The sequence below is a fragment of the Streptomyces sp. NPDC007945 genome, from assembly GCF_042958885.1.
GTDB lineage: Bacteria > Actinomycetota > Actinomycetes > Streptomycetales > Streptomycetaceae > Streptomyces.
Genome location: NZ_JBIBJV010000003.1, coordinates 170,184 through 195,511 on the forward strand (window position 1 = coordinate 170,184; position 25,328 = coordinate 195,511).

Below are 25,328 nucleotides of genomic sequence, written 5' to 3' on the forward strand. Positions count from 1 at the left end.
TCCGACCCCGGGGGCCGGGGCCGCGAGCGGCCGGTCCGGCCGGAAGGCCGGACGCGGGGTCGGGGCCGGGGCCGGGCGGGCCCCGGCGCCCGGAGCCGCGAGCGGCCCTGAGCCCGGAGCGCCGAGCGGCTCGGCGGCCGGGGTTCGGCGCGGGTCGAGGGCCGAGACGGGGCCGGGCGGGGCGCCGGGGCGCATTAGGGTGACGGTATGTCCGCCACTCGGTACACCTACCTCGGCCCCGAAGGCACGTTCACGGAGGCCGCGCTGCGGAGCCTGCCCGAGGCGGCGACGCGGGAGCTCGTCCCCATGGTCTCGGTCCCGGCCGCGCTCGACGCCGTCCGGAACGGGGAGGCGGCCGCCGCGCTCGTCCCGATCGAGAACTCGGTCGAGGGCGGGGTGACGGCGACCCTCGACGAACTGGCCTCCGGCGAGCCGCTGATGATCTACCGCGAGGTGCTGCTGCCGATCGCCTTCGCGCTGCTCGTGCGCCCCGGGACCGCGCTGTCGGACGTCAAGACGGTGACGGGCCATCCGGTGGCCCAGCCGCAGGTGCGCAAGTGGCTGCGCAAGCACCTCCCGGAGGCGGTGTGGGAGTCGGCGGCGTCCAACGCGGACGGCGCCCGGCTGGTGCAGGAGGGTCGGTTCGACGCGGCCTTCGCGGGTGAGTTCGCGGCGGCGACGTACGGCCTGGAGGCGCTGGTCAAGGAGATCCACGACGCGGAGAACGCGGAGACGCGCTTCGTGCTCGTGGGCCGGCCCGCCCGGCCGGCGGCGCCGACCGGCGCGGACAAGACCTCGGTGGTGCTGTGGCTGGGTGACGATCATCCGGGTGCCCTTCTGGAACTCCTCCAGGAGTTCGCGGTGCGTGGGGTGAACCTGATGCTGATCCAGTCCCGGCCGACGGGGGCGGGGATCGGGAACTACTGCTTCGCCGTGGACGCCGAGGGCCATGTCTCGGACCGGCGGGTCGCCGAGGCGCTGATGGGTCTCAAGCGGATGTGCCCGCAGGTGCGCTTCCTCGGCTCGTATCCGCGGGCGGGGGCGTCCCGCGCGGACGTCAGGCCGCTGCGGCGGGGGACCTCGGACGAGGAGTTCACGGCTGCCTCCGACTGGCTGGCGAGGGCCCAGGACGGAAGGGCCTGACCGCGATGGTGGCCGAACGGCGCGATGCGTGCGCTCGTTCGTCCACAGGCAGGCATCGTTAGTCCTACCTGCATACTTTTCGGTTTTCCCCCTCACTTATCCACAGGCTCGATGCGCGGGCTGGGGACAAGTCGACACCCGCCTCCGACAAGGTCGACAAATCGCCCCCGTCACCCCTCGCGCGCATGGTCTCCATCCACAGGCCTCACCGTCGCGCACGTCAGGACAGGCCCCTCTCACTCACCCTCCGGAGCGAGGGATTCCCCTCGAAATGAGTGGGGAAATCGGGTTTGATCACGTAATTCGGAGGCGGCGGACCCACAATCCACAGAACTTCCTCACACCCTGTGGATAACTTGATTCCAGAGAATTTCCAGGACGACACCAAGAGCCTCAATCCGGGCATACCAACACGCGCTCTTTTATCCGGTGAGGGGGCGCGAGCACGCACCGGTAGCCTGGTGGGGTGATTGACCTTCGCCTGCTCCGTGAGGACCCCGACCGTGTTCGCGCCTCCCAGCGCGCCCGTGGAGAGGACGTCGGCCTCGTCGACGCCCTGCTCTCCGCCGATGAGCGGCGCAGGTCGTCCGGCGTCCGCTTCGACGAGCTCCGTTCCGAGCAGAAGGCGCTCGGAAAGCTGATCCCCAGGGCCACGCCCGAGGAGCGCGCCGAGCTCCTCCAGCGCGCCGAACAGCTCAAGACCGACGTCAAGGCCGCCGAGGCCGAGCAGAACGAGGCCGACGAGACGGCCCGTGCGCTCCTCCTCCAGCTCGGCAACATCGTCCACGAGGACGTGCCGGTCGGCGGCGAGGAGGACTTCGTCGTCCTCGAGACGCACGGCACCATCCGCGACTTCGCCGCCGAGGGCTTCGAGCCCAAGGACCACCTGGAGCTCGGCGAGGCGCTCGGCGCCATCGACGTCGAGCGCGGCGCCAAGGTCTCGGGCTCGCGCTTCTACTACCTGACCGGCGTCGGCGCGCTCCTGGAGCTCGCGCTGGTCAACGCCGCCATCGCGCAGGCCACCGAGGCCGGCTTCATCCCGATGCTCACCCCCGCGCTGGTCCGCCCGCGCGCGATGGAGGGCACCGGCTTCCTCGGCCAGGCCGCGGAGAACGTGTACCACCTGGAGAAGGACGACTACTACCTCGTCGGCACCTCCGAGGTCCCGCTCGCCGCGTACCACATGGACGAGATCATCGACGCCGACAAGCTGCCGCTGCGGTACGCGGGCTTCTCGCCCTGCTTCCGCCGCGAGGCCGGCACGTACGGCAAGGACACCCGCGGCATCTTCCGCGTCCACCAGTTCGACAAGGTCGAGATGTTCTCGTACGTCGCGCCCGAGGACGCGGAGAACGAGCACAAGCGGCTCCTGGACTGGGAGACGCAGTGGCTCACCTCCCTGGAGCTGCCCTTCCAGGTCATCGACGTCGCCACCGGCGACCTCGGCGCCTCCGCCTCCCGCAAGTTCGACTGCGAGGCGTGGATCCCGACCCAGGGCAAGTACCGCGAGCTGACCTCGGCGTCCAACTGCGACGGCTTCCAGGCCCGCCGCCTGTCGGTCCGCATGCGCGAGGAGCAGGGCGGCAAGAAGACCGTCCAGCCGCTCGCCACGCTGAACGGCACGCTGTGCGCCGTCCCCCGCACCATCGTCGCCATCCTGGAGAACCACCAGCTCGCCGACGGTTCGGTGCGCGTCCCGGAGGTCCTCCGGCCGTACCTGGGCGGGCGCGAGGTCCTGGAGCCGATCGCCAAGTGAGCGCCTTCCCCTACCGCCTGGTCGCGACGGACCTCGACGGCACGCTGCTGCGGGCCGACGAGTCCGTCTCGGACCGCACCCGGGAGGCACTGGCCGCGGCGACGGCGGCGGGCGCCGCGCACATCGTCGTCACCGGCCGGGCGGTGCCCTGGACCCGGCACATCCTCGACGACCTCGGCTACGAGGGCATCGCGGTGTGCGGCCAGGGCGCGCAGGTCTACCACGCCGGCGAGCACCGGCTGCTGACCTCCCTCACCCTGGACCGGCAGCTCGCCGGACTCGCGCTGTCCAAGATCGAGGCGGAGATCGGCCCGCTGGCGCTGGCCGCGAGCCGGGACGGCCTGGAGGGCGAGGTCCTGGTGGGCACCGGCTACCGCGCCCAGGAGGGCCCGCTGCCGTACGTGCCGTACGAGGACCCGGCCGAGGTGTGGGCGGCGCCGCTCACCAAGCTCTACATCCAGCACCCGACGCTGAGCGACGCCGAGCTGACCGCCGTCGCGCGCGCCACCGTCGGCGGCCTCGTCGACGTGGTCATGGCGGGCCCGGGGATCGTGGAGATCCTGCCGCTCGGTCTGAGCAAGGCCACCGGCCTCTCGCTGGCGGCACGCCGGCTGGGCGTGAAGGCGGCGGAGACCATCGCCTTCGGCGACATGCCCAACGACATCCCGATGTTCGGCTGGGCCGCGCACGGCGTCGCGATGGGCAACGCGCACGAGGAGCTGCGGGCGGTCGCGGACGAGGTGACCGCCTCCAACGAGGAGGACGGCATCGCGGTCGTCCTGGAACGTCTGCTGGCGGTCTGACCCGCGTCGCGCACCAGCGGCCCGACCCGCGCCCCCGCACCACCGGAGAACCCGTGCGAAGGCCCGCTCCCTGAGGGAGCGGGCCTTCGTCGGTCGCGGCCCGCGCGGATCGGAGATCCGCGCGCTCGAAGCGGCCGCCACCGGGGGATCCCCCGTTTCCCCCGCACAACTAGTGTGCGCCGGGCGGGCGTTCGGTTGCGAACGGTTTTCCGCGAGCCGGGTGCCGGGTGAGCGGGTAGCAGGCGAGACCGATGGCGAGCGAGAGCGCGTGACCGAGGTCGGTGAAGGTGCGGTCCGTCAGCAGGGGGACGAGGAAGAAGGCCACGGCGGCGGTCAGGTAGAGCCATCGCCAGGGCCGGGGGACGCGGTGGGCGAGGATCCCCGCGGAGGCGGCGAGACCGTAGCTGACGCCGATGTCGACGACGTGCGCCATGCTGCGGGGCACGTCGTGGTGGGCGATCGCGTAGAGGACGGCCTGCTGGCTGACGAGGGTGGCGGCGACGTGGGCGGTGGCCACGGTGAAGAGCCACTTGGGCGTGCCCAGCCAGCGTTCCACGGGGGCGTGGAAGAGTTCGAAGAGGAGCGCGTAGAAGGCCAACGCGGCCGGATCCTGGATCCAGAAGGCGCTGCCGAGCAGGGCGCGGACCGGATGGCGGGCGAGCTGGTGGAGATTGCTGCTGTTGCGGTGCAGCAGATAGGTCTCGAAGCCCTCGGGCGAGAGGGCGAGGACGAGGCTCGTGATCGTGATGACCGCGAGCCAGAGGTGCGTACCGGGTGACGAACGCACCCACGACCTGATCGGTCGGGACGGTTCGCCACCCGGAGTGGTTTCGCTCGGCACCTGTCCGTGCCTATCACCTGGGACCGCGGGGCCCGGTGAAGCCCGGCGGGGTCTCAGAAGTTGATCATGTGGCCGGCGATGCCGTGGATCGCTTCCTTGACGGCCTCGCCCAGGGTCGGGTGGGCGTGGACGTTGCGCGCGACCTCGTGGACGGTGAGGTCCCACTGCTGGGCCAGGGTCAGCTCGGGCAGCAGCTCGGTGACGTCGGGGCCGATCAGGTGGGCACCGACGATCTCGCCGTACTTGGCGTCGGCGACGATCTTGACGAAGCCGGTGGAGTCGCCGAGGCCGTGCGCCTTGCCGTTCGCCATGAAGGGGAACTTGGCGACCTTGACGTCGTAGCCCTTCTCGCGGGCCTGCGCCTCTGTGTAGCCGAAGCTGGCGATCTGCGGCTGGCAGTAGGTCGCGCGCGGGATCATCGCGTAGTCGAGCTCCATGGTCTCGGCGCCCGCGATGGTCTCGGCGGCGATGACGCCCATGGCCTCGGCGGTGTGCGCGAGCATCAGCTTCGCGGTGACGTCGCCGATGGCGTAGATGTGCGGGACCGAGGTGCGGCTGCGGCCGTCCACATCGATGGCGCCGCGCTCGGTGAGGGCGACACCGGCGGCCTCCAGGCCGTAGCCGGTGACGTTCGGCGCGAAGCCGATGGCCTGGAGGACCTTGTCGGCCTCCAGGACCTTGCTGGCGCCGTCCTTGCCGGTGACGGTGACGCGGACCTGCGGGCCGGACTCGTCGATGGCGTCCACGCGGGTCGAGGTGAGGACGTCGATGCCGAGCTTGCGGTACTGCTTCGCCAGCTCCTTCGACACCTCCTCGTCCTCCAGCGGGGCCATCCGGTCGAGGAACTCGACGATGGTGACCTTGGTGCCGTAGTTGTTCAGCACGTACGCGAACTCGATGCCGATCGCGCCGGCGCCGGCGATGATGATCGACTTCGGGGCGTCCTCGGCGAGGATCTGCTGCTCGTACGAGACGACGCGGTCGCTCAGCGCGGTGCCGGGCAGCAGACGCGGGCTGGCGCCGGTGGCGATGATGCAGTTGTCGAAGGTGATCGTCTGCGTGGTGCCGTCGGCCTTCGCCACCTGGAGGGTGTTCGCGTCGAGGAAGGTGCCCCGGCCGTCGAACTCCGTGATGCCGTTCTTCTTCATCAGGAAGTGGACGCCCTTGACGCGGCCGTCCGCGACCGAGCGGCTGCGGCGGTAGGCGTCGCCGTAGTCGAAGGTCACCGAGCCGTCGACCTTGATGCCGAAGGTCTTGGCCTCGTGGTTGAAGATGTGCGCCAGTTCGGCGTTGCGGAGCAGCGCCTTGGTGGGGATGCAGCCGACGTTCAGGCAGACACCGCCCCAGTACTTCTCCTCGACGACCGCGACCCGCTTGCCCAGCTGGGCGGCGCGGATGGCGGCGACGTAGCCGCCGGGGCCAGCTCCGAGTACGACGACGTCGAAGCGGTCTGACATGACTGACTCCCGAAGGTGGTGAGGGTGTTCGGTGCACGTACGAGCCCACAGTAGTCCGGTCGTCCGCCCGTGGCCGGGGAGATCCACCACACCTGCGGACGAGTTGTAGGATGACTGGGCAACTGGGTGATCGATCGGAACGTGAGGTACCGGACGGATGGCGGCACTGAGAGCGGCGGGGCGGACCTCGCTGGTGGACTCCGCGGTGGAGCAGCTGCGGGCGCAGCTCGCCGAGGGCGAGTGGTCCGTCGGCGACCGCATCCCCACCGAGCACGAGCTCGCCCAGCAACTCGGCGTCGGCCGCAACACCGTCCGCGAGGCGATCCGGGTCCTCGTCCACGCCGGCCTCCTGGAGTCCCGGCAGGGCAACGGCACCTTCGTCCGCTCCACCGCCGACCCGGCCGCCGTCCTGCGCGGAGTCCGCCACGCGGGCGCCCGGGACGTGCTGGAGGTGCGGACCGCCCTGGAGGCGGAGGCGGCCCGGCTGGCGGCCGAGCGGCGGGACACCCACGACCTGCTCCGGCTGCGGGCCGCCCTGGCCACCCTGCGCGAGGAGGGCGACCGGGACGCCGACGCGGACCTGGCCTTCCACCTCGCCGTGGTCGGCGCCACCCACAACGCCGCCTTCATCGAGGTCTACCGCTTCTTCTCCACCCAGGTCCACGAGGTGCTGGTGGAGGCGCTCGGCGACCGCGCGATGCCGCCGGTCGACATCGACGCCCACGAGGCCCTGGTCGCCGCCGTCGAGGCGGGCGACGCGGACGCTGCCGAACGGCAGGCCCGCGAGCTGCTGCGGATACCGGCGGAGACCGTCGCGGGACTCATGGCGGAGCGTGCCGACGGGACGCGGGCGTGAGGGGCACGGAGACGGACCACGCGCGCGTGCTGGTCGACGCCGAGGCGGACGTACGGCCCTCCGCGGCGGGGGCGGCCGCCCGACGGGCGCTGCTCGCCCATCCGGTGCTGCTGCTCGTCGGCATCGTGCTCGCCTCGCTCAACATGCGGGTCGCGCTGGCGAGCGTGGCGCCGCTGGTCGGCGAGATCGCCGGGCACTTCGGGCTGTCCTCGACCGCCGGCTCCCTGATCACGTCGATCCCGGTGCTCTTCCTGGGGCTCGGGGCGCTCGTCGCCCCGTGGCTCGGCCGCCGCTTCGGCGCCGAGCGGACGGTCCTCGCCGCGCTGCTGCTGCTCGCCGCCGGCATCCTGGTGCGCCTGCTGCCGTCGGTCCTGGCGCTGTACGGTGGCGGGATCCTCGTCGGTACGGCGATCGCCCTGCTCAACGTGCTGATGCCGGGTCTCATCAAGCGGGACTTCCCGGACCGCGCGGCCGCGATGACGTCCGTCTACACGGGGGCGATGGTCGCGGGGGCCACGGTCGCCGCGGCGGCGGCCGTCCCCCTGGAGGAGGCCCTCGGCGGCGGCTGGCAGGGTTCGCTCGGCTTCTGGTCGCTGCTCGCCGTCGTGGCGGCGGTGGGCTGGCTCCCGCAGGTGCTGATCGCCCGGGGCCGCACCGGGCACGAGGTACGGCCCGTCCCGGCCGCCGGCGCCGCGCCCACGCGCGTGTGGCGCTCGGCGCTCGCCTGGCAGGTGACCCTCTTCATGGGCCTGCAGTCGGTGTGGTCGTACGTGCTCATCGCCTGGATGCCGACGATCTTCACCGACCACGGGATGAGCCGCTCCGAGGCGGGCGTGGTCTTCGCCTTCAACAACCTGATCCAGGTCGCCGGGGCCTTCGTGGTGCCGCTGCTCGCGGGCCGCAGGCGCAGCCAGCGCCCCTTGGTGGTGCTGGTGACGGCGATGGTCGCGGCCGGGTACGCGGGGCTGCTCGTCGCCCCGGCCGAGGGGGCCTGGCTCTGGGCCGCGGTCCTCGGCGTCGGCCAGGGCGGGGCCCTGGGGCTCGCCCTGACCCTGATCGTGCTGCGGACCGGGGACGCCCCGACGGCGGCCCGGCTCTCCGGCATGGCGCAGACGGTCGGCTATCTGCTGGCCGCCGCCGGGCCGCTCGCGGCCGGGGCCCTGCACCAGGCGACCGGCTCGTGGACGGTGCCGATCGCGCTGGTCATCGGGGTGTGCGCGGCCGCCGCGGGCGTCGGCCTGTTCGCCGCCCGCGACCGCACCGTCTGACTCCGCCCGAGGGCGCCTACTCCTCGCCCGCCAGCGCCAGCGTGCGCAGCTTGTGGCCGGCGAACCAGGTGGCGCCGAGGGTGACGGCGACCAGGAGGATCGCCGCCGTCGGCAGGGCCACGTCCGAGCTGATCAGCCCCTCGCCGGTGACCCTCTGGGCGAGCGCCAGCGCCCACTGCTGGACGCTGAGGGTGCGGGCGCCGGCGACCAGGGAGCCGAAGAGCGCCTCCCAGACCAGGGCGTAGACGAGGCCGATCACCACGGCGTGCCGGCTGATCGTGCCGAGCAGCAGGAACAGCGCGCTGTAGGCGAGGGAGGCGACCAGCGCGGCGACCGTGTAGGCGACGGCGACCTGCTGCCCGTTGCCGTTCAGGATGAAGCCGGCGATCAGGGTGGGCAGGGCCGAGAAGGCCATGGTGACGGCGATGGCCACGATCAGCTTGGTGGTGATGATCGTCGACCGCTTCACCGGCTTGGAGAGCAGGTAGACGATCGAGCCGTCGTCGATCTCCGGGCCGATCGCGCCCGTGCCCGCGATGACGCCGATCAGCGGGACCATCGTGGCGAGCGCGAAGCCGCCGAGGAGGTCGGCCGCGACCTGGTCGTCCGCGCCGTTGATGACGCGGACGGCGGTCGCGATGAGCAGGAGCAGCCCGGGCAGGAGGAAGAGGATCGCCGCCCGGCGGCGGCCGAGGAGGGCCCGGTAGGTGAGCCGGGCGACCGTGGGGTCGTACATCGGGGTCGTGCTCCTTTCAGGCCGCGACGAGATACGAGAAGACGGATTCGAGGGACTCGTCGGACGGCGAGACCGTCAGCAGCCGGATCCCACGCGCGCGTGCCACCTGCGGCAGCAGCTCGGTGAACCGGCCGAAGTCGACGGCCTGGATCCGCAGTCCGCCCTCCACCACGTCGACCTCGATGCCGGCCGTGGACGGGTCGGCGATCAGCGCGGCGGCGAGCGCCCGGTCGTCGCTGGAGCGGATCAGATAGCGGTGCGGCCGGTCGGTCATGAGGCGGCGGATCCGGCGGAAGTCGCCGGAGGCGGCGTGCCGGCCGGCGACGATCACCTCGATGTGCGAGGCGAGCTGCTCGACCTCCTCCAGGATGTGCGAGGAGAACAGGACCGTGCGGCCCTCGGCGCCCATCCGGCGCAGCAGCTCCATGAGCTGCATCCGCTGGCGCGGGTCCATGCCGTTGAACGGCTCGTCGAGCAGCAGCACGGACGGCTCGTGGACGAGGGCCGAGGCCATCTTCACGCGCTGCCGCATGCCCTTGCTGTACGTGGCGATCTTCCGGTCCTGCGCGTGCTCCATCTCGACGGTCGCGAGCGCCTTCTGGGCCTCCGCCGCGCCGAGGCCCTGGAGCTCCGCGTTGGCCACCACGAACTCGCGGCCGGTGAGGAAGTCGTACATCGCCTCCCGCTCGGGGACGACGCCGATGGAGCGGTAGACCGACTCGTTGCGCCAGACCGGCTCGCCGTCGAGGGTCACGCTGCCCGTGGAGGGGTCGAGGAAGCCGCCCATCATGTTGATGAGGGTGGACTTCCCGGCGCCGTTGGGGCCGAGGAGGCCGGTGACGCCGGGGCCGATGGACATCGTGACGTCGTTGACGGCGACGACGTTGCCGAACCAGCGCGAGACGTGGTCGATGGTGAGGGTGCTCATGGGCGCAGCCCCTTCCTTGGAGGGGTGGTGGCGGGGGACGGGAGGGCGCTCACAGTCCGACCTTTCGGTAGCGGCGCATCAGGATGCCGTAGCAGGCGGCGATGAGGCCGAGGACGACCAGGAGGTAGACCGTGCCGACGCCGGCCCCGACCGGCACCTCGCCGGGGAAGGAGGCCGGAGCGCCGAGGAAGGCGTTCTGCAGGCCGATGACGAGGGTCAGCGGGGAGAAGAGGCCGAGCCAGGCGATGGCGTCGGTGTTCTCGGTGGCGTAGGAGATGCCCTGGAGGGTGGAGACCGCGCCGTAGGAGATGGTGAGGACGGCGATCACCGCGGCGACGCCGAAGCCGCGGCGCGGGGTGAGCGCGGCCATGACCAGGCCGATGCCGCCGAAGAGCACCGAGAGGACCGCGACCGAGACGAGTCCCTGGCCGAACAGCTTGGCCTGCTCGACGAAGTCCATCTTGGCCAGCATCGAGCCGATCCACAGGATCAGCAGCGGGGTGGCGGTGAGGACGAAGAGCGCCGAGGCCATCGCCCCGTACTTGGCGAGCACGTAGTCCACCCGCTCGATGGGCCGGGAGAAGTACAGCGGGACCGTCCGGAACCTCAGGTCGCGGGAGACCGACTGGGGGGCCTGGGAGGCCAGGTAGACGGCGATGACGAGCTGGAGGAAGACCGCGTACTGGGTGTACTCGACGAACAGCTCGTCGGCCTTGGTGTACACCGAGATGGCGACGATGATCAGCGCCGGGACACACATGACGCCGAAGAGCAGCATCGGCAGCACCTTCGACTTGGCGCTGCGGCCCAGGCCGTACGCCCCGCGCAGCGACTGCGAGAAGAGCGAGCGGCGGGCGTAGGAGCGGCCGAGCCTCGGGCCGTCGTAGGACCGGTATCCGATGTTGTGGATCCGGGTGGTGTCGGGGGCGGCCCCGGGGGCGGGGGTGCTCATCGGGCCTTGACCTCCTCGTGCTGCGCGGCTGCCTCGGGACGGAAGACCTCGGCGATGTGGTGGCGGCGCTGCTCCATGCGGACCAGGCCGAGGCCGAGGCCGGCGACGGTGTCGCGCACCAGGTCGTACGTCTCCTCGCCGGGGGCCTCCAGGAGCAGGATGTGGCCGGCCCCGGGCAGTCCTTCCTCCACACCCGCGTGGAGGGTGACGCCGGCGGCGGCGAGGGCCGCGCGGAGGGCGGCCGTGCCGTCCGGATGGGCGTCGGAGTCGGTGACCTCGACCGCCAGGGTCGTGGTGGTGCGGGTGAAGTCGCTGGTGGAGCTGGACCGCAGGAGCTTGCCGCCGTCGATGACGACGACGTGGTCGCAGGTCCGCTCCAGCTCGCCGAGGAGATGGGAGGTGACGAGCACCGAGATGCCGAAGTCGGTCCAGACGCGGCGGATCAGGCCGAGCATCTCGTCGCGGCCGACCGGGTCGAGGCCGTTGGTCGGCTCGTCGAGGAGGACCAGCTTCGGGTCGTGGACCAGGGCCTGGGCCAGCTTCACCCGCTGCTTCATGCCGGTCGAGTAGCCTCCGATGGGGCGGTAGCGCTCCTCGTACAGGCCGACGTGGCGCAGGGTGTCGGCCGTCCGCTCGCGGGCGGCGGTCGGCGGCAGGCCGGACATCCGCGCCATGTGGACGACGAACTCGGTGGCCGAGACGTCGGGCGGCAGGCAGTCGTGCTCGGGCATGTAGCCGACGCGCTCGCGGATCTCGGGCCCGTGCGTCGAGACGTCGAGGCCCAGGACCTCGGCGCGGCCTTCCGTGGCGGGGGAGAGGCCGAGCAGGATCTTGATCATCGTGGACTTGCCGGCTCCGTTGGCACCCACCAGTCCGGTCACACCGGGCCCGATGTCCAGGGAGAGCCGGTCGAGAGCGGTCACCCGGGGGAACCGCTTGCTGAGGCTTTCGGTGGCGATCACAGTCACGCTTCGACGGTAGTGGCGCGCGCCACAGCCGTCGTCAGCCCTACGGATCGATCGCTCTCCGACTTCCGGCGTACGAACCCCGAGAGGCATCGCGACGAAAGTCGTCGCGGCCCTCGGGGGCGGGGCCGTGGCGCTCCCCGGGCGGAGGAGTCCCGGTCGCAACAGCGGAGTTTTCCACAGGGTCTCGTGCACACCCCTTGACGTAGCCGCCGAGCATTGTCACATTCATCGATGTCAAGTTACGGACGCGTAGGGCGACCAAGCGCTCACACGGGACGGGCGGGTGGCATGACCTCAGCAGTGGCAAGCGAACTGACCGCGGAACTGCGGGGGTTCAAGGAAGTGCAGCAGCTCTCCTACGCCTGCGCGGAGGCCGTCGCGGCCCAGCTCAGGCCGGGGGTGACCGAGCGCGAGGCGGCCCGGATGCAGCGCGAGTGGCTGTACGAGCGTGGGGTGAAGGACTGGTTCCACCGCCCCTTCGCCTGGTTCGGGGACCGCACCGCCTTCGTCGACTTCAAGATCCCGCTGCAGTTCTTCCCCACCGACAAGCGCCTGGAGCCGGGGATGCCCTTCATCCTCGACATGGCGCCCGTCCACAAGGGGTACACGGCCGACATCGGCTACAGCGGCTGCCTCGGGCTCAACCCGCTGCACGACAAGCTGCTCGCCGATCTGCGCGAGCACCGCGAGCTGATCCTCCGCGAGGTGCGCGAGCGGCGCAGCCTGCGCGAGATATACGAGGACGTGGACCGGCTCATGGTCCGCCAGGGATACGCCAACCGGCACCGGGCCTATCCCTTCGGCGTGATCGCCCACAAGATCGACCGGGTGAAGGAGCGGCGGTTCGCCCCCACCCTGTTCGGCTTCGGCACCCAGTCCCTCAAGGGCCTGCTGAGCGACGCCGTGCACGGCCACCGGGACGGCTGGTCGCCGCTGTGGTCCCCCTACACGTTCTCCGACCACCCGCCCACTCCGGGCCTCTGGGCGGTCGAGCCGCACCTCGGATTCCGGGGTACGGGCGCGAAGTTCGAGGAGATCCTGGTCGTCACCGACTCCAGGGACCCCGAGCAGAGCGCGTTCTGGCTGGACGACGACCTGCCGCACGTGCGGCGGTGGAACGAAGGAGCGGTGTGATGGCGGGCGCGGGACTCGACGGGGCGCGGGAGCGCCGGGTCCGTACGGGCGGGATCGAGCTGTGCGTCGCCGAACTCGGCGACGCCGACCGGCCGACGGTACTGCTGGTGCACGGCTACCCGGACTCGAAGGAGGTCTGGTCCGAGGTCGCGGCGCGGCTCGCCGGGGAGTTCCACGTCGTGCTGTACGACGTGCGGGGCCACGGTCGTTCGACGGCGCCGACGCCGCTGCGCGGCGGCTTCACCCTGGAGAAGCTGACCGACGACTTCCTCGCCGTCGCCGACGCGGTCAGCCCGGACCGGCCGGTCCACCTCGTCGGGCACGACTGGGGCTCGGTGCAGTCGTGGGAGTTCGTCACCGTGCCGCGCACGGAGGGCCGGATCGCCTCCTTCACCTCCCTGTCGGGCCCCTCGCTCGACCACTTCGGGCACTGGATCAAGAGCCGGATGACCCGCCCCACCCCGCGCCGGGTCGGGCAGCTCCTCGGCCAGGGCGCCAAGTCCTGGTACGTGTACATGCTGCACACGCCGGTCCTGCCGGAGCTCGCCTGGCGCGGCCCCCTGGGCAAGCGCTGGCCGAAGCTCCTGGAGCGGCTGGAGAAGGTCCCGGCCGGCGACTACCCGACGGCCTCGCTGCCCCACGACGCGGCCACCGGTGCCTGGCTCTACCGGGACAACGTCCGGGCGCGCCTGTCCCGGCCGCGCCCCGACGCCTTCGCGCACGCGCCCGTCCAGCTGATCACCCCGACCGGGGACGCCTTCCTGTCCGAGCGGCTCTACGACGACCTGGGCGCCTGGGTGCCGGACCTGACCCGGCGCACCCTGCCCGCCAAGCACTGGGTGCCCCGCACCCGTCCCGACCAACTGGCGGCGTGGATCACGGACTTCGTCCGCACCCACGAGGAGCCGGAGACGCGGGCGCCCCGGCCGGTGGCGGAGTCGACCGCGAAGAGCGGGGTGAAGCCCGCGTACGCGGAGCGGTTCGGCGGCCAGCTGATCCTGGTCACCGGCGCCGCCAGCGGCATCGGGCGGGCCACCGCCTTCGCCTTCGCGGAGGCCGGGGCCCGGGTCGTCGCGGTCGACCGGGACGCCGAGGGCGCCGCCAGGACGGCGGAGATGGCACGGCTGATCGGCGCGCCGCAGGCATGGGGCGAGGTGGTGGACGTCGCCGACGAGCAGGCGATGGAGAAGCTGGCGGCCAGGGTGGCCGAGGAGTACGGGATCGTCGACGTCCTGGTCAACAACGCGGGGATCGGCCTCACCGGCTCCTTCTTCGAGACGACCGGCGAGGAGTGGAAGCGGGTCCTGGACGTCAACCTGTGGGGCGTCATCCACGGGTGCCGGGTGTTCGGGGCGCAGATGGTGGCGCGCGGCCAGGGCGGCCACATCGTCAACACCGCCTCGGCGGCGGCCTTCCAGCCCTCCCGGGCGCTGCCGGCGTACAGCACCTCGAAGGCGGCGGTGCTGATGCTCAGCGAGTGCCTGCGGGCCGAACTGGCGGACCGGTCCATCGGGGTGTCCGCGATCTGCCCCGGGATCGTCAACACCAACATCACCGCCACCGCCCGCTTCGCCGGGGTCACGGACGCGGCGGAGGAGAAGCGGCGGCAGCGGAAGGCCTCGCGGCTGTACGGCCTGCGGAACTACCCGCCGGAGAAGGTGGCGGACGCGATCCTGGACGCGGTGCTGCACGACCGGGCGGTCGTGCCGGTCACGCCGGAGGCCCGGGGCGCCCACGCGCTCTCCCGGCTGGCTCCGGGTGCGCTGCGGGCCCTGGCCCGCTGGCAGCCGCCGGCGTGACGGCGGGGGGCCCTGGCGGGTGGTCGGTCGTACGATCCCTCGCAGCAGGGCCCCGCGCGGGGTGGAACGATCGGCCGGTGGGAGCGGGATGTCCGAGCAGTCAGCAGTGCGAGCGGAGTACCGGATCGAGGACCTCGCCCATCACAGCGGGGCCACGGTCCGGACCATCCGCGCCTACCAGGACCGCGGCCTGCTGCCCCGCCCTGAGCGGCGGGGCCGGGCCAACGTCTACGGGGACAGCCATCTGGCCCGGCTGCGCCGCATCGCCGACCTCCTGGACCGCGGCTACACGCTGGCCTCGATCAAGGAGCTCCTCGACGCGTGGGACACCGGCCGGGGGCTCGGCGGGGTGCTCGGGCTCGTCGCGGAGGTCCAGGGGCCGTGGACGGACGAGGAGGCGGCCCGGATCACCCGCGCGGAGCTCGACGCCCGCTTCGGCGGCGACCCGGACGAGGACGCCGTGCGGGAGGCGGTCGAGCTCGGCGTCCTGGAGCGGATCCCGGGGCGGGAGGCCGAGGAGTTCCTGGTCCCGAGTCCACAAGAGCTGGCGGTGGCCGTGGAGTTGCACGCCGCCGGGGTGCCGCTCTCCGCGATCACCGGTCATCTGAGGGAACTTCGGGAGCAGGTCGAGCACATAGCCTCCCGTTTCCTGGAGTTCACCACCGAGCACGTCTTCGCCCGCTATCTGGAGCACCGGCCGCCGACGGACTCGGACGCGGCCGAGGCGGCGACGATGGTCCGGCGGCTCCGGCCGCTGGCCCAGCAGACGGTGGAGGCCGAACTGGCCCGTGCCATGCGGATCCTGGCGACGCGTCACCTCCAGATCCACCTTTCGCCCGAGGGGCCGCCGGTGAGGGACGACGAGCCGCGTCCGGTACCGATCCCGGCGGACACGATCAGGGCCGTACAGAGGCTGGTCGGCCCGGAGGCCGTCGCGGCGTTCGTGACAGCGGCGACCGAACGCGAGGTCCAGAAAAGGACATTGGACGCATTGACAGCAAATGCCTTCGATTCTCCCACACTTCAATAAACCACTTGATCCGTCAGGGTACTTGTCCACAGAATCCTCAACTGACCTGTGAATAACTTATGTTGGCTGTGGATCAAACCTGGACGGGGAAGAACGATGGACGAACGTCGCACGGTGAAGGTGTCCAAGTACCTCTCGAAGCACCTACGGCACCAGCCGGAGCGGATCGGCCTGGTCCTGGACGCGCAGGGCTGGACCGAGATCGACGCGCTGCTCGTCGCCGCGGCCGCCCACGGCTTCCCGATCGACCGCGCGGAGCTGGACCACGTGGTCGCCTCCAACGACAAGCGGCGGTTCGCCGTCGAGGGCACCCGGATCCGGGCCAACCAGGGCCACACGGTCGGCGTCGACCTCGACCTGCCGGCCGCGGAACCGCCCGCGTACCTGTACCACGGAACGGTCGCCGCCCACCTGACCGCGATCCGGGCGGAAGGACTGCGGCCCATGGCCCGCCACGACGTCCACCTCTCCCCCGACCGCGAGACGGCGACCCGGGTCGGAGCGCGTCGGGGCCGGCCGGTGGTGCTGAGCGTCGACGCGGGGGCGATGCACCGGGCGGGCCACGAGTTCCGGGTCAGCGCCAACGGGGTCTGGCTGACGGCGGCCGTGCCGACGGAGTACATCCGCTTCCCCGGCTGAGCGGCGGCACGACGACCGAACCTCCGGACGCCCTGAGCCCCCAGAGGCCCAGAGGCCCGGAGGCCTTGAGACCCCGAGCCCCCGGAGGCCCGGAGGCCCCGCGGAAGCCCTGGGGCATGATCGGGTCATGCCGCACCCGCACCCGCACCCGCACCCGCCCAGCACCCAGGCCGCCGTCGACGCCGTCCGCGCGTTCGCCGAGGAGTTCGGCCTGGAGATCACCGTGACCGACGACATCGGCGCGGACCAGACCTCGCGCCGCACCTCTTCCGGCGCCTTCAGGGTGCTGGACGAGGACGGTTCGCTGCCGCACGAGGCCTATGTGGAGCTCGGCGGCTCCCCCTCCGTCTCCGTGCGGCTCTACCCCGAGGACGACGCCCGGATCCTGGTGGACGGCGTCGAGTTCGACGACGTGCCGAGGGACGCCGTCCCCGGCTTCGTACGGGCGCTCCACACCGGTCTCGCGCACGTGAAGGGACGGTTCTTCCCGCCCGGCCAGTGGCTGATCGTCCCGGTGCCCGGCGGCGAGACCTACAAGGAGCTCATCCCGTCGATGACGCTCACCCCGTGGCTGAGCGGCCGGATCCGCTGACGGATCCGGTCTCCGGTCTCCGGTCAGCCGAGGCGTGCCAGGGCCTCCGTGGCGATGGACTCGAAGACGGCGTGGTCGGCGGCGAACACAGAGTCCTGGATCGGCCAGTGGATCACGATCTCGGTGAAACCGAGGTCGCGGTGGGTGCCGGCGAAGTCCACGAAGGCCTCCAGGGAGGAGAGCACGTCGTTCTTCTCCGGGGTGAAGCCGGTGAGCAGGATCTTGTCCAGTTCGGCCACCTCCCGTCCGGTGTCCGCGCACGCCTTGCCGAGCCGCTCGACCTGCCCGCGCAGGGCCTCCACCGACTCGGCCGCCGTACCCGACTCGTACAGCTTCGGGTCGCCGGTCGTCACCCACGCCTGCCCGTGCCGGGCGGCGAGCCGCATCCCGCGCGGGCCGGTCGCGGCGACCGCGAAGGGCAGCCGGGGGCGCTGCACGCAGCCCGGGATGTTGCGGGCCTCCTCGGCCGCGTAGAACGTGCCGTGCTCCGTCACCGCGTCCTCGGTGAGCAGCCGGTCGAGCAGCGGGACGAACTCCGCGAACCGGTCGGCCCGCTCCTTCGGCGTCCACGGCTCCTGGCCGAGCGCGGTGGCGTCGAAGCCGTTGCCGCCGGCGCCGATGCCGAGGGTGATCCGGCCGCCCGAGACGTCGTCGAGCGCGATGAGCTCCTTGGCCAGCGTCACCGGGTGCCGGAAGTTGGGCGAGGTGACGAGGGTGCCCAGGCGCATCCGGTCCGTGGCGGTCGCGGCGGCGGTGAGCGTCGGCAGGGCGCCGAACCACGGGCGGTCCCGGAAGGTGCGCCAGGACAGGTGGTCGTAGGTGTACGCGGTGTGGAAACCGAGCTCCTCGGCGCGCTGCCAGGTGGAGCGGCCCCCCTCGTGCCAGCGGTCGACAGGCAGGATCACGGTGCTCAGACGCAGACTCATGCCCCGAGCGTACGTCGCCCGCGCGCGCCGGGCCCGCCCTCGGCCCGTCCGCCGAACCCCCACCGGCCCGCGCACCAGGGCCGCCCCCATCCCTCACCCCCATCCCCACCCCCGTCCCCAGCGCAGCGCAGCGCAGTCAGTGCCACTCTCCCCTCCGACAGCCCCGAAGACGCCCAGCTCACGCGCTTCCTCCCCGCCCGGCCACTCAAATGTGCGGGGACACGCACGCCCGTGCGCGTCGTGCGGCACCATAAGGAGGTGACCTCTCCCCGCCTCCCCTCCGCCTCCTCCCGGCCCACCGCCCGTCTCGTCGCCACCGACCTCGACGGCACCCTCCTGCGCGACGACAAGTCCGTCTCCGAGCGGACCGTCGCCGCCCTCGCCGCGGCCGAGCGGGCGGGGATCGAGGTCTTCTTCGTCACCGGCCGTCCGGCCCGCTGGATGGACGTCGTCAGCGCCCACGTCCACGGCCACGGCCTCGCCATCTGCGCCAACGGCGCCGCCGTCGTGGACCTGCACGCGGGCGGTGCCTTCCAGCAGGTGCGCCCGCTGCCCCGACCCGCCGCGCTCGACGTCGTACGGGCCCTGCGCGCCGCCGCGCCCGGCACCAGCTTCGCCGTGGAGATGACGACCGGGATCCACTACGAGCCGCTGTACCCGCCGTTCTTCCTCGACCCCGGCGCCACCGTCGCCACCGCCGAGAAGCTGCTGTACGAGGAGGTACCCGACGCCGCCGCGCCGGTCCTCAAGCTGCTCGCCCAGCACCCCGAGCTCGACCCCGACGCGTTCCTGGCGACGGCCCGGGAGGCCGCCGGCCACCTGGCGTCGTTCACCCGCTCCAGCCCCACCGCGCTCATCGAGATCAGCGCCCTCGGCGTCTCCAAGGCGTCGACGCTCGCCCTCTGCTGCGAGCAGCGCGGCATCTCGCCGGACGAGGTGGTGGCCTTCGGCGACATGCCGAACGACATCGAGATGCTGAGCTGGGCCGGCCGCTCGTACGCCATGGGCAACGCCCACCCCGACGTCGTCGCCGCCGCCTCCGGCCGCACGGTGGGCAACAACGACGACGGCGTCGCCGTCGTCGTCGAACAGCTCGTCGCCGAAGCGGTCGCGGCGCAGCGCGCGGGCGACCTGCCCTAGAGCGGCGCCTCCCACACGACCGTCGTGCCGCCGCCGTTCTCGGCGAGGCCGGGGCCGCACCAGCTCGCGCCGCCCAGGGACTCGGCGCGGCGGGCGAGGTTGCGCAAACCGCTGCGTCGGCCGCCCTCGGGCAGGCCGACGCCGTCGTCCGCGACGGTGAGCCGCACCCCCGGCGACCCGTCCGGCAGGGTCACGGTCGCGTCGACGACGACCTCGATGCGGCCGGCCGAGGCGTGCCGGAAGGCGTTGGAGAGTGCCTCGCGGAGCGCGGCGATCAGGTTCTTGCCCGTCAGCTCGCCGACGGTCGCGTCGATCGCGCCGAGGAAGCGGTGCGCGGGCTTGAAGCCCAGCGGCACCGCCGCCATGTTGATCTCCCGCAGCACCCGCGTGCGCAGCCCCGAGGGCGCCTCCGCCGGGCCCTGCTGGAGGGCGAAGATCGCCGTGCGGATCTCCTGGATGGTCACGTCCAGCTCGTCCACGGCCTTGCCGACGCCCTCCTGGACGGCCGGCACGATCGCCTTCCGCTGGGCGCTCTCCAGCATCATGCCGGTGGCGAAGAGCCGCTGGATGACGAGGTCGTGCAGGTCACGGGCGATCCGGTCGCGGTCCTCGAAGACGGCGAGCCGTTCCCGGTCGCGCTGGGCCTCGGCCATCATCAGCGCGAGCGCTGCCTGCGAGGCGAACTGGGTGGCGAGGGTCCGTTCCGCCTCGGAGAAGGGCCGGGCGCCGCGTGCCCGGGGCATCGCGAGCGCGCCGAGGACCCGGCCGCCGCTCTGCAGCGGCAGCAGCATGCTCGGCCCGTACAGGGAGGTCAGCGGGCTGGTCATGCGCGGGTCGGTGGAGGCGTCGTGGACGAAGACCGCCTCGCCCTCCAGGAGGAGCTCCACGACCCGGCTCTCCGGCGGGACGACCATGCCGAGGGCCTTGGTGGCGCGGGCCGAGGAGACGGCGGCGACCTCCAGGCCGCCCTCCTCGGCAGGCAGCAGCACGATCCCGGCGTCCGCGTCGGCGAGCCGCCGGGCCTGTTCGGCGACGACGGAGAGGGCGTCGTCGGCGTCGCCGCCGGAGAGCAGGGCGGTGGTGACGGCGACGGAGCCGTCGATCCACCGCTCACGCTGGCGGGCGGCTTCGTAGAGGCGGGCGTTGCCGATGGCGATGCCCGCCTCGGTGGCGAGCACCCGGACCATGTGCTCGTCGTAGTCGTTGAACTCCTCGCCGCTCCGCTTCTCCGCGAGGTAGAGGTTGCCGAAGATCTCGCCCTGGACGCGGATGGGGACGCCGAGGAAGCTCCGCATGACCGGGTGACCGGGCGGGAAGCCGGCCGAGCGCGGGTCGGAGGCGAGGTCGGCGAGCCGGATGGTCCGGGGATCGCGGATGAGCGCGCCGAGCAGCCCGGCGTGCCCGTCGGGGAGGCGTCCGATGCGCCGGGCCACGTCCTCGCCGACGCCGTGGGTGACGAAGTCGGAGAGGCCCTTGCCCTCCTCGTCGACGACTCCGATGGCCGCGTAGCGGGCGGCGGCCAGCTCGGCCGCGGTCTCGCAGATCCGGTCGAGGGTGGTGTGGAGTTCGAGCCCGGTGCCCACCGACCTCATCGCTTCGAGCAGCTGCGGCACCCGGGCGGTCAGCTCCGTGGAGAGCCCCTGGAGGGTGCGGGTGGCCTCGGTGGCGGCGACCAGGGAGTCCGGAGGATCGGGCGGCGCGGCGGTCATGGCCCTGAGCCTAGTTAGTCCTATTTAGAGAGAAAAGTCGGACGGTCGGGCGAGGTCGGCCCGGCACCGGCGAGGAGCAGATCGGCCGCCCGTTCCTGCTCCAGCATCCGCCGCAGCGGCCCGTCCTCGGCGACGAGCTCGGCGTACGGTCCGCGCTGCACGGTCCGGCCGCCGTCCAGGACCACCACTTCGTCGACCGCGTCGAGTCCGTGCAGCCGGTGGGTGATGAGGACGGTGGTACGGCCCTCGGTGGCGCGGAGCAGGTCGTCGGTGAGCGCGTCGGCCGTGGCCAGGTCCAGGTGCTCGGCCGGCTCGTCGAGGACGAGGACCGGGAAGTCGGCGAGGAGGGCGCGGGCCAGCGCGAGCCGCTGCCGCTGGCCGCCGGAGAGCTTCGAACCGTGCTCGCCCACCAGGGTGTCGAGCCGGTCGGGGAGCCCGTCGACCCAGTCGAGCAGCCGGGCCCGGCGCAGCGCCTCCCGCAGCTCCCCTTCGCCCGCGTCCGGCCGGGCCAGCCGCAGGTTCTCCCGCAGGGAGCTGTCGAAGAGGTGCGCGTCCTGTGCGCACAGGCCGACGAGGCGGCGCACGTCGTCGCCGTCGAGCTCCTCCGCGGGCACCCCGCCGATCCGGTAGGTCCCCGCCTCCGCGTCCAGGAAGCGCAGCAGCACCTGGGCGAGCGTGGTCTTGCCGGAGCCGGAGGCACCGACGACGGCGACCCGCCGACCGGCGTCGAGGGTGAGCGCGAATCCGTCGAGCGCGGGCCGCTCCTGCTCGGCGTACCGGGCCGAGAGCCCCGCCAGCTCCAGCGGGAACGGCCCGGCCGGGGGAGCCGCGGGCACCGTCGGCTCGTGGACGGGGAGGGGCGCGTCGAGCACCTCGAAGACGCGCTCGGCGCTGTGCCGGACCCGACGGCGGTACTGCACGGCGAGCGGCAGCCCCGTCACGGCCTCGAAGGCGGCGAGCGGTGTGAGGACGACGACCGCGAGCGCGACGCCGTCGAGCCTGCCGTCCCGGACGGCCTGTACGCCGACCCAGGCGGCGGCGACCACCGTCAGACCGCACACCAGGGCCGAGAGCCCGGCGCCGAGCGCGGCCGCGGCGGACTGCCGGGAGGCGATGGCGGTGAGGGTGCGATCGGCCGCCCGCGCCCGGTCGAGCCGGTCCCGCAGCGCCCCGGCCACGGTCAGCTCGGCACAGCCGCGCAGCGGATCGGCGACGGCGGTCGCGAGTGCCCCGCGCGCCGGGGCGAGCCGCCGCTCGGCCCGGCGGGCGAGGGCGGCGCCCAGCGGCGGCACGAGCACGCCGGCCACGAGCAGGCCCACCGCGAGCACGGCGCCCGCCTCGGGCAGCAGCCAGGCGGTGAAGCCGACCGAACCGAGCCCGACGACGAGCGCGGCTCCGGCGGGGAGCAGCCAGCGCAGCCAGTAGTCCTGGAGGGCGTCGACGTCCTGGACGAGCCGCGCCAGCAGGTCGCCGCGCCGCGTGCGGCTCAGTCCGGCCGGGGCGATCCGTGCGAGCCGGGAGTAGACGGAGACCCGCAGTTCGGCGAGCGTCCGCAGCACGGCGTCGTGCGACACCAGCCGCTCTGCGTACCGGAAGACGGCCCGCCCGATACCGAAGGCGCGGGTGGCGGTCACGGCGACCATGAGGTGCAGCACGGGCGGCTGCTCCGAGGCACGAGAGATGAGCCATCCGGACACGGCCATGAGGCCCACGGCCGAGCCGAGCGCGAGGCCGGCGAGGAGCAGCGCGAGCCCCATCCGCCCCTTGAGCTCACCTGCCATGGACCGCACCCGGGCGAGCACGCCCCGCCCGGCCTCGGTCACCTGAGCGGCCTCCTGCCGCGCGGGCGCGGCCGCGGGTGCGGCCGCCGGGGCGGCGGTCGCCGTCTCTTCCGGGTCCACGGCGGCCTGGCGAGCGGACACCTCGGTACCGATCGCCACGACCCGGTCCGCCACCGCGAGCAGCGCCGGCCGGTGCACCACGAGCAGCACGGTCCGCCCGGCGGAGAGCCGCCGCACCGCGTCGACGATCCCCGCCTCCGTCTCCCCGTCGAGCGCCGCGGTCGGCTCGTCGAGCAGCAGCAGCGGCCGGTCCGCGAGGAAGGCCCGCGCCAGTGCGAGTCGCTGCCGCTGCCCGGCCGAGAGTCCGGCCCCGTCCTCGCCGAGGACGGTCCCCGCTCCCTCGGGCAGGGCGTCCACGAAGCTCTCCGCCCCGGCGTCCCGGAGCGCCGCCCGCACCTCCTCGTCACCGGCGTCGGGCCGGGAGAGCCGCACGTTCTCGGCGATCGTCCCGGCGAAGAGGCAGGGCCGCTGCGGCACCCACGCGATCCGCTCGCGCCAGGCCGCCGGGTCCAGCTCCGCCAGGTCCACGCCCCCGACCCGTACGCTGCCCTCCGCCGGCTCCGTGAAGCCGAGGACGACGTCGAGCAGGGTCGACTTCCCGGCGCCGCTCGGGCCGACGAGCGCCACCGTCTCCCCCGGCTCGACGGTGAGGCGCGCCGCGTCCAAGGAGGGTTCCGCGCGCCCCGGGTGGCGGACCGTCACCCCGTCGAGCTCCAGCCGCGTCCCGGCCGGCACCGCCCGCGTGCCGCCGCTCCGCACCGGGGTCTCCAGGACCTCGAAGATCTCCTCGGCCGCCGCGAGGCCTTCCGCCGCCGCGTGGAACTGCGCGCCGACCTGCCGCAGCGGCAGATACGCCTCGGGGGCGAGGACCAGGATGACGAGCCCGGTGTAGAGGTCGAGGGTGCCGTGGACCAGCCGCATGCCGATGGTGACGGCGACCAGCGCCACCGACAGCGTGGAGAGGAGTTCCAGCGCGAAGGAGGAGAGGAACGCGATGCGCAGGGTGCGCATGGTCGCCCGCCGGTAGTCGGCGGTGATGGCGCGGATCGACGCCGCCTGCGCCTTGGCCCGGCCGAAGACCTTGAGGGTGGGGAGGCCCGCGACGACGTCGAGGAAGTGGCCGGAGAGCCGGGAGAGCAGCTTCCACTGCCGGTCCATCCGGGCCTGGGTGTACCAGCCGATCAGGATCATGAAGACCGGGATGAGCGGCAGGGTGACGACGATGATGGCGGCCGAGACCCAGTCCTCCGTGACGATCCGCGCGAGGACCGCGATCGGGACGACGACGGCGAGGCCGAGCTGGGGCAGGTAGCGGGCGAAGTAGTCGTCCAGCGCGTCCACGCCCCGGGTGGCGAGCGCGATGAGCGAGCCGGTGCGCTGCCCGCCGAGCCAGCCGGGCCCGAGCGCGGTGGCCCGCTCCAGGAGGCGGCCGCGGAGTTCGGACTTGACCGCCGCCCCGGCCCGGTGGGCGGCGAGCTCGGTCAGCCAGGAGACCAGGCCCCGGGCCACCGCGACCCCGGCGAGCAGCAGCAGGGGAGTCGAGAGCGCGGAAACCGAGAGGCCCTGCTGGAAGGCCCCCACCACGATCTCGGCGATGAGCATCGCCTGGGCGATGACCAGGCAGGCCCCGACCAGGCCGAGCACGACGACGGCGACGAGGAAGACGCGGGTCGCCCGGGCGTACCGGAGGAGACGCGGGTCGATCGGTTTCACGTGAAACATGCCCCTCTGGATGAGCGCCCGGGTCCTCCCGGACCCGGGCGACGACGGCACTGGCAGGCGCCCGCGGCAGCCCTAGTGGGCGTCGGCGATGTGCTGGGTGCCGATCCGCTTGCGGAAGACCCAGTAGGTCCAGCCCTGGTAGAGCAGGACCAGCGGTGTGGCGATGGCCGCGCACCAGGTCATGATCTTGAGCGTGTACGGGCTCGACGACGCGTTCGTCACCGTCAGGCTCCACGCGGGGTCGAGCGAGGACGGCATGACGTTCGGGAAGAGCGTCAGGAAAAGCATCGCGACCGCTGCGGCGATCGTCACGCCCGAGAGCGCGAACGACCAGCCCTCGCGCCCCGCCTTGATCGCGCCGATCGCGCCGACCAGGGAGAGCGTCGCGACGATCATCGCCGCGAGGCTCCAGCCGTCGCCGGAGTGGACCTGGGTCCAGATCAGGAAGGCGAGCGCCGACACCGCCGTGACCAGCCCCAGCTTCAGGGCGAGCGCCCGGGCCCTGACCCGGATGTCACCGACCGTCTTCAGGGCCACGAAGACCGTGCCGTGGAAGGTGAAGAGGGTGAGCGTCACCACTCCGCCGAGCAGGGCGTACGGGTTGAGCAGGTCCCAGAAGGTGCCGACGTACTCCATGTCGCCGTCGATCTTCACCCCTCGGACGATGTTCCCGAAGGCGACGCCCCACAGGATCGCGGGGATCAGCGAGGTCCAGAAGATCGCCCGCTCCCAGTTGCGCTGCCAGTTCTCCTCGGGCCGCTTGGCGCGGTACTCGAAGGCGACGCCGCGGACGATGAGGCAGACCAGGATGATCAGCAACGGCAGGTAGAAGCCGGAGAAGAGCGTCGCGTACCACTCGGGGAAGGCCGCGAAGGTCGCGCCGCCGGCGGTCAGCAGCCACACCTCGTTGCCGTCCCAGACGGGTCCGATGGTGTTGATCAGGACCCGCTTCTCGGGCCGGTTCCTGGCGAGCAGCCTGGTGAGGACGCCGACCCCGAAGTCGAAGCCCTCCAGGAAGAAGTAGCCGGTCCAGAGGACGGCGATGAGTACGAACCAGACGTCGTGGAGTTCCATGCCTCGATCTCCTG

The 25,328-nt window shown here is 72.6% G+C and carries 21 protein-coding genes; 11 read left to right on the forward strand and 10 right to left on the reverse strand.

Annotated elements, in window-relative coordinates:
- The first annotated feature begins 207 nt into the window (after positions 1-207).
- The 3 genes from pheA (at position 208) to ACFZCF_RS11545 (ending at position 3,702) form a co-directional block, all read left to right on the forward strand.
- A complete protein-coding gene (gene pheA, locus ACFZCF_RS11535) occupies positions 208-1,143 on the forward strand; it encodes a prephenate dehydratase (RefSeq protein WP_388442229.1) in 936 nt (311 codons plus the stop codon).
- A 466-nt stretch (positions 1,144-1,609) separates the two neighbouring features.
- On the forward strand, positions 1,610-2,899 hold the full coding sequence (serS, locus tag ACFZCF_RS11540) for a serine--tRNA ligase (protein WP_391286209.1): 1,290 nt from the start codon (positions 1,610-1,612) through the stop codon (positions 2,897-2,899).
- Positions 2,896-3,702 carry an HAD-IIB family hydrolase gene (locus ACFZCF_RS11545; RefSeq protein ID WP_391286211.1) on the forward strand — a complete coding sequence of 269 codons (807 nt, stop codon included), beginning with the start codon at positions 2,896-2,898 and terminating at the stop codon, positions 3,700-3,702. Before serS ends, ACFZCF_RS11545 begins: the two co-directional genes overlap by 4 nt.
- Positions 3,703-3,871: 169 nt before the next feature.
- Here the strand turns inward: ACFZCF_RS11545 and ACFZCF_RS11550 are convergent, their stop codons facing one another.
- Both ACFZCF_RS11550 and lpdA read right to left on the reverse strand, forming a co-directional pair.
- Positions 3,872-4,489 (reverse strand): rhomboid-like protein, encoded by a 618-nt coding sequence (locus tag ACFZCF_RS11550; RefSeq protein ID WP_388442238.1) that lies wholly within the window; start codon positions 4,487-4,489, stop codon positions 3,872-3,874.
- 107 nt (positions 4,490-4,596) lie between these two features.
- On the reverse strand, positions 4,597-6,000 hold the full coding sequence (lpdA, locus tag ACFZCF_RS11555; RefSeq protein ID WP_189949299.1) for a dihydrolipoyl dehydrogenase: 1,404 nt from the start codon (positions 5,998-6,000) through the stop codon (positions 4,597-4,599).
- A 157-nt stretch (positions 6,001-6,157) separates the two neighbouring features.
- Between lpdA and ACFZCF_RS11560 the strand changes: the two genes are divergently transcribed.
- Both ACFZCF_RS11560 and ACFZCF_RS11565 read left to right on the forward strand, forming a co-directional pair.
- The gene (locus ACFZCF_RS11560) at positions 6,158-6,856 is read left to right on the forward strand and encodes an FCD domain-containing protein (RefSeq protein WP_391286215.1); all 699 of its coding nucleotides are present in this window, start codon (positions 6,158-6,160) and stop codon (positions 6,854-6,856) included.
- Positions 6,853-8,124 (forward strand): MFS transporter, encoded by a 1,272-nt coding sequence (locus tag ACFZCF_RS11565; RefSeq protein WP_391286217.1) that lies wholly within the window; start codon positions 6,853-6,855, stop codon positions 8,122-8,124. Before ACFZCF_RS11560 ends, ACFZCF_RS11565 begins: the two co-directional genes overlap by 4 nt.
- A 16-nt stretch (positions 8,125-8,140) precedes the next feature.
- On the opposite strand, the gene ACFZCF_RS11570 is transcribed toward ACFZCF_RS11565, so the two are convergent.
- Genes ACFZCF_RS11570 through ACFZCF_RS11585 form a run of 4 tightly spaced genes read right to left on the reverse strand, consistent with a single transcriptional unit; the run spans position 8,141 to position 11,702 of the window.
- A complete protein-coding gene (locus ACFZCF_RS11570; protein ID WP_391286219.1) occupies positions 8,141-8,860 on the reverse strand; it encodes an ABC transporter permease subunit in 720 nt (239 codons plus the stop codon).
- A gap of 16 nt (positions 8,861-8,876) precedes the next feature.
- Positions 8,877-9,788, reverse strand: coding sequence for an ABC transporter ATP-binding protein (locus tag ACFZCF_RS11575; RefSeq protein ID WP_359527970.1), 912 nt, complete (start codon positions 9,786-9,788; stop codon positions 8,877-8,879).
- Between the two features lie 49 nt (positions 9,789-9,837).
- Complete coding sequence (locus ACFZCF_RS11580) at positions 9,838-10,740, reverse strand: ABC transporter permease (protein ID WP_391286222.1); 903 nt, start codon at positions 10,738-10,740, stop codon at positions 9,838-9,840.
- Positions 10,737-11,702: an ABC transporter ATP-binding protein gene (locus tag ACFZCF_RS11585; RefSeq protein ID WP_388443482.1), complete on the reverse strand. Its 966-nt coding sequence runs from the start codon at positions 11,700-11,702 to the stop codon at positions 10,737-10,739. Before ACFZCF_RS11585 ends, ACFZCF_RS11580 begins: the two co-directional genes overlap by 4 nt.
- A 294-nt stretch (positions 11,703-11,996) precedes the next feature.
- On the opposite strand from ACFZCF_RS11585, the gene ACFZCF_RS11590 reads away from it, so the two are divergent.
- The 5 genes from ACFZCF_RS11590 (at position 11,997) to ACFZCF_RS11610 (ending at position 16,902) form a co-directional block, all read left to right on the forward strand.
- Positions 11,997-12,842: a M24 family metallopeptidase gene (locus ACFZCF_RS11590; RefSeq protein WP_388442253.1), complete on the forward strand. Its 846-nt coding sequence runs from the start codon at positions 11,997-11,999 to the stop codon at positions 12,840-12,842.
- A complete protein-coding gene (locus ACFZCF_RS11595) occupies positions 12,842-14,641 on the forward strand; it encodes an SDR family oxidoreductase (protein WP_388442256.1) in 1,800 nt (599 codons plus the stop codon). Before ACFZCF_RS11590 ends, ACFZCF_RS11595 begins: the two co-directional genes overlap by 1 nt.
- 88 nt (positions 14,642-14,729) lie before the next feature.
- Complete coding sequence (locus ACFZCF_RS11600; protein ID WP_391286225.1) at positions 14,730-15,671, forward strand: MerR family transcriptional regulator; 942 nt, start codon at positions 14,730-14,732, stop codon at positions 15,669-15,671.
- 96 nt (positions 15,672-15,767) lie between these two features.
- Entirely contained in the window at positions 15,768-16,310 is a 543-nt protein-coding gene (locus ACFZCF_RS11605) for an RNA 2'-phosphotransferase (RefSeq protein WP_391286227.1), read from the forward strand.
- Between the two features lie 127 nt (positions 16,311-16,437).
- Positions 16,438-16,902, forward strand: coding sequence for a hypothetical protein (locus ACFZCF_RS11610; protein WP_391286229.1), 465 nt, complete (start codon positions 16,438-16,440; stop codon positions 16,900-16,902).
- 23 nt (positions 16,903-16,925) lie between these two features.
- On the opposite strand, the gene ACFZCF_RS11615 is transcribed toward ACFZCF_RS11610, so the two are convergent.
- Positions 16,926-17,828 (reverse strand): LLM class flavin-dependent oxidoreductase, encoded by a 903-nt coding sequence (locus tag ACFZCF_RS11615; protein ID WP_391286231.1) that lies wholly within the window; start codon positions 17,826-17,828, stop codon positions 16,926-16,928.
- Positions 17,829-18,086: 258 nt separating this feature from the next.
- Between ACFZCF_RS11615 and ACFZCF_RS11620 the strand changes: the two genes are divergently transcribed.
- On the forward strand, positions 18,087-18,968 hold the full coding sequence (locus ACFZCF_RS11620) for a Cof-type HAD-IIB family hydrolase (RefSeq protein ID WP_391286233.1): 882 nt from the start codon (positions 18,087-18,089) through the stop codon (positions 18,966-18,968).
- Here the strand turns inward: ACFZCF_RS11620 and ACFZCF_RS11625 are convergent.
- From ACFZCF_RS11625 to cydB, 3 genes are all read right to left on the reverse strand, one after another.
- Entirely contained in the window at positions 18,965-20,677 is a 1,713-nt protein-coding gene (locus ACFZCF_RS11625) for a GAF domain-containing protein (protein WP_391286235.1), read from the reverse strand. The genes ACFZCF_RS11620 and ACFZCF_RS11625 overlap by 4 nt on opposite strands.
- Before the next feature lie 20 nt (positions 20,678-20,697).
- Positions 20,698-24,231 (reverse strand): thiol reductant ABC exporter subunit CydD, encoded by a 3,534-nt coding sequence (gene cydD, locus ACFZCF_RS11630; protein ID WP_391286237.1) that lies wholly within the window; start codon positions 24,229-24,231, stop codon positions 20,698-20,700.
- Between the two features lie 81 nt (positions 24,232-24,312).
- Positions 24,313-25,314, reverse strand: coding sequence for a cytochrome d ubiquinol oxidase subunit II (gene cydB, locus ACFZCF_RS11635; RefSeq protein WP_391286238.1), 1,002 nt, complete (start codon positions 25,312-25,314; stop codon positions 24,313-24,315).
- Between the last annotated feature and the right edge of the window lie 14 nt (positions 25,315-25,328).